The sequence below is a fragment of the Herbaspirillum sp. YR522 genome, from assembly GCF_000282575.1.
GTDB lineage: Bacteria > Pseudomonadota > Gammaproteobacteria > Burkholderiales > Burkholderiaceae_D > Herbaspirillum.
Genome location: NZ_AKJA01000014.1, coordinates 1 through 3,669, shown reverse-complemented (window position 1 = coordinate 3,669; position 3,669 = coordinate 1). Strand labels below are relative to the sequence as shown.

Below are 3,669 nucleotides of genomic sequence, written 5' to 3'. Positions count from 1 at the left end.
CCCCCCAGCGGCTGGCAGACGATACGCGCGAACGAATCGGCCGAACGGGTCTCCACCAGCGCCACGGTGGCCACCCGCAGGCCGGGGGGATAGATGCCGTCGATGCCGGACGTGACCAGCATGTCACCCTTCTGGATGTCGGCATTGGCTGGCATGAAGCGCAGGTCCAGCACGCCGGTCTGGCCGCGCCCGTACGCCACGCTGCGCAAGCCGTTGCGCACCACCTGGACCGGAATCGCCTGGTCCTTGTCGGTCAGCAGGGTGACTTCGGACGTAAACGGGAACACCCGCGTGACCTGGCCCACGATACCGACGTCGTCGATCACCGGCTGTCCTGCCATCACGCCCTGTTGCGAGCCGCGGTTGAGAATGACCTTGCGGGTAAACGGATCGCGCGCGTCGTACAGGATCTCGCCCACCACCGACTGCACCGGCACCCGCTGCTGCATGTCGAGCAGCTTGCGCAGCTGCACATTCTCGGCCGCCAGCAGGCGCTCCTGTTGCAGCAGTTGGGCATTGACGATCTGCTGCTGGCGCAGCGACTGGTTGTCCTGTTGCAGGGCGGTCAGCGAAGTGAAATAGTCGGCGGCCTTGGCCGCGGCATTGCGCGGCACCATGGCGGCCGTCTGGAACGGATAGAGCACGGTACCGACGGCCTGGCGGATGGTGTCCAGTACATGCATGCGGGCGTCGACGACCAACATGACGATGGACAGCAGCGCGAAGGTCGCCACGCGCATGCGGGCCGAGGTACCCTGCTTGAAGAGTGGTGGGATTTCCATAAACGCATCAGGCATGGGGCGATGCTCTCAGCATCGGACTGCCACCAGCCGTACCAACCCTTTATTTCTATTGGTTCATAGAATTAAATCGAATTTTTCCGAGATCTCCACCCGCGCCGCAACCCGCCGCGTCGACATTCGTCGAAAACACACGCAGATATTTTGCTCAAGCGTCAAATCAATCCAACCGGAGAAATTCTTGAAAAACCGCATTGTACTTTCAACATCCGTGCTGCTTGTCGCATCCACACTTGCTGGCTGCATCACCAGCCAAGACATCGCCATTGTGCGCGACGTCGGCAATGTCAAAGCAGCCATGATCGAGGGTGCCAACAAGGCTGGCGTGGTCGCCCAGTTGGGACAGCCAGAAAGCAAGATTGCCATCCTCGAGGGCACCGGTGAATGCTACAACTACACACGCGTGCTCAATGGCAAGAACGTGCCGTTCTATGTCGGATTCAACCAGAAGAACATGGTGACCGGTGCCGGCTACACCAGGAACTGCACACAGGCATTGGCCGATGGCCGCCTGTCATACAAGGAACCGCCAAAGTTCGACAATCCAAACCAGAAACGCTAGGAACCAGGTCCGGCATCTCACCTGAGGTGCCGGACCTGGCTGCCAGCCGCTTACTCGGCCGAGAAGATCGAACCCAGCTTGTCCATGCGATCGAGGGCCATGCCCGAACCACGCACCACGCAGGTCAGCGGATCTTCGGCCACGATCACCGGCAGGCCGGTCTCTTCCATCAGCAGGCGATCCAGGTCGCGCAGCAAGGCGCCGCCGCCGGTCAGCATCATGCCCTTCTCGGCAATATCGGCGCCCAGTTCCGGAGGAGTCTGCTCGAGCGCGTTCTTGACGGCCGATACGATGTTGTTCAGCGGATCGGTCAGCGCTTCCAGGATTTCATTGCTGGAGATGGTAAACGAACGCGGGATGCCTTCGGACAGGTTGCGACCCTTGACTTCCATTTCCTTGACTTCGGAGCCGGGGAAGGCGGAGCCGATCTGCTTCTTGATCGCTTCGGCCGTCTGTTCGCCAATGAGCATGCCGTAGTTGCGGCGGATGTAGTTGACGATGGCCTCGTCGAACTTGTCGCCGCCCACGCGCACCGAACCCTTGTAGACCATGCCGCCCAGCGAGATGATGCCCACTTCGGTGGTGCCGCCGCCGATGTCGACCACCATCGAGCCGGTGGCGTCGGATACCGGCAGGCCGGAACCGATGGCAGCGGCCATCGGTTCTTCGATCAGGTACACCTGGGAGGCACCGGCGCCCAGGGCCGATTCACGGATGGCGCGGCGCTCGACCTGGGTCGAGCCGCAAGGCACGCAGATGATGATACGGGGCGAGGGGCGGAACAACTTGGAGTCGTGCACCATGCGGATGAACTGCTTCAACATCTGCTCGGTGACGGTGAAGTCGGCGATCACGCCATCCTTCATCGGGCGAATCGCCTCGATGTTGCCCGGCACCTTGCCCAGCATCTGCTTGGCTTCCTTGCCCACGGCCTGGATGGTTTTCTTGCCATTGGGGCCGCCCTGCTGGCGAATCGCCACCACCGACGGCTCGTCGAGCACGATACCCTGGCCGCGCACGTAGATCAGCGTATTGGCGGTGCCCAGGTCGATCGCCAGGTCGTTAGAAAAATAACTACGCAAAAATCCAAACATGAATTGTCCTGATGCGCCCGCACAGGGCGCCTAGCTTTTTAATCGGGGGGATGTTCTTTCATGACTGCGGCGACACGAAAAACCGGCGCCAGCAAGGCATTAACCCAACATTCTACCTTATAATCTCGTGGATACCAGCAGCCGGAACGGCCAAAAATCGCAGGCTTTCGAGGCCATCTGGCGCGGCTTTGCAGTGTTTTCGATAGCAAAGTCGCAGGACTTGTAAGATAAGTTCGAATTCCTTGATTCCAGATCTTTCGGACGTGGCTCAGCCAACTCGCTGGAGCGCGGCTGCACAGGCGGCTTCCCGGGCCTGCGGCCGGCTCCCATCTCAACACCATGCAGCGCCCGCGGGCGCCATTTCATCATGTCACTAGCCCTTTCCGACGTTAAACGCATCGCCAACCTGGCCCGTCTCGAATTGACCGAAGCCCAAGCCGGCCAGACGCTGGACAAGCTCAACGGTATCTTTTCGCTGGTGGAGCAGTTGAAGGCGGTCGACACCGCCGGTGTCGAACCGCTGTCGCACCCGATTGCCGCCATCGAACCGGCGCTGGCGCTGCGCCTGCGCGACGATGCCGTGACCGAGCCCAATCGCCGCGATGACTACCAGCAACCGGCACCGGCGACCCAGGACGGCCTGTACCTGGTGCCCAAGGTGATCGAATAATCGAACGGCTGGCGCCGCCCGCGCCGCCAACCCGCTCTACATCCAAGCAGCGACACTTTCATTCCATGCACAAGCTCACCCTCAAAGAATTGTCCGCGCAGCTGCAGGCGCGCAAGATTTCGGCCACCGAATTGGCCACGCTGTTCCTCGACCGCATCGGCCAGAGCGACCTGAATGCCTTCCTGCACGTCGAGCGCGACCTGACGCTGGCGCAGGCGCGCGCGGCCGACGACCGCCTGGCCGGTGGCGACGCCGGCCCGCTCACCGGGATCCCGATCGCCCACAAGGACATCTTCGTCACCCGCGACTGGCGCACCACGGCCGGCTCGAAGATGCTCGAGAACTACGTCAGCCCGTTCGATGCGACCGTGGTGGAGCGGTTCAACGCCGCCGGCACGGTCACGCTGGGCAAGTTGAACTGCGACGAATTCGCCATGGGCTCGGGCAACGAGAACTCGTACTTCGGCCCGGTCAAGAACCCCTGGGACAAGCTGGCCGTGCCAGGCGGCTCGTCGGGCGGCTCCGCGGCGGCGGTAGCCGCAC

Annotated in this window: 5 protein-coding genes; 3 read left to right on the top strand and 2 right to left on the bottom strand. The window is 62.0% G+C overall.

Going from position 1 to position 3,669, the window contains the following annotated elements; translation table 11 throughout:
- A partial coding sequence (gene mreC / locus PMI40_RS02320) for a rod shape-determining protein MreC (protein ID WP_008111712.1) occupies positions 1-797 on the bottom strand: 797 nt, incomplete at its 3' end.
- Positions 798-981: 184 nt separating this feature from the next.
- On the opposite strand from mreC, the gene PMI40_RS02310 reads away from it, so the two are divergent.
- On the top strand, positions 982-1,362 hold the full coding sequence (locus PMI40_RS02310; protein ID WP_008111710.1) for a hypothetical protein: 381 nt from the start codon (positions 982-984) through the stop codon (positions 1,360-1,362).
- A 50-nt stretch (positions 1,363-1,412) separates the two neighbouring features.
- On the opposite strand, the gene PMI40_RS02305 is transcribed toward PMI40_RS02310, so the two are convergent.
- Positions 1,413-2,456 (bottom strand): rod shape-determining protein, encoded by a 1,044-nt coding sequence (locus tag PMI40_RS02305; RefSeq protein WP_008111709.1) that lies wholly within the window; start codon positions 2,454-2,456, stop codon positions 1,413-1,415.
- Between the two features lie 367 nt (positions 2,457-2,823).
- On the opposite strand from PMI40_RS02305, the gene gatC reads away from it, so the two are divergent.
- Positions 2,824-3,126 (top strand): Asp-tRNA(Asn)/Glu-tRNA(Gln) amidotransferase subunit GatC, encoded by a 303-nt coding sequence (gene gatC, locus PMI40_RS02300; protein ID WP_008111707.1) that lies wholly within the window; start codon positions 2,824-2,826, stop codon positions 3,124-3,126.
- Between the two features lie 65 nt (positions 3,127-3,191).
- Positions 3,192-3,669, top strand: a 478-nt coding sequence (locus tag PMI40_RS02295) for an amidase (protein WP_008111704.1), incomplete at its 3' end; no start/stop codon positions are given.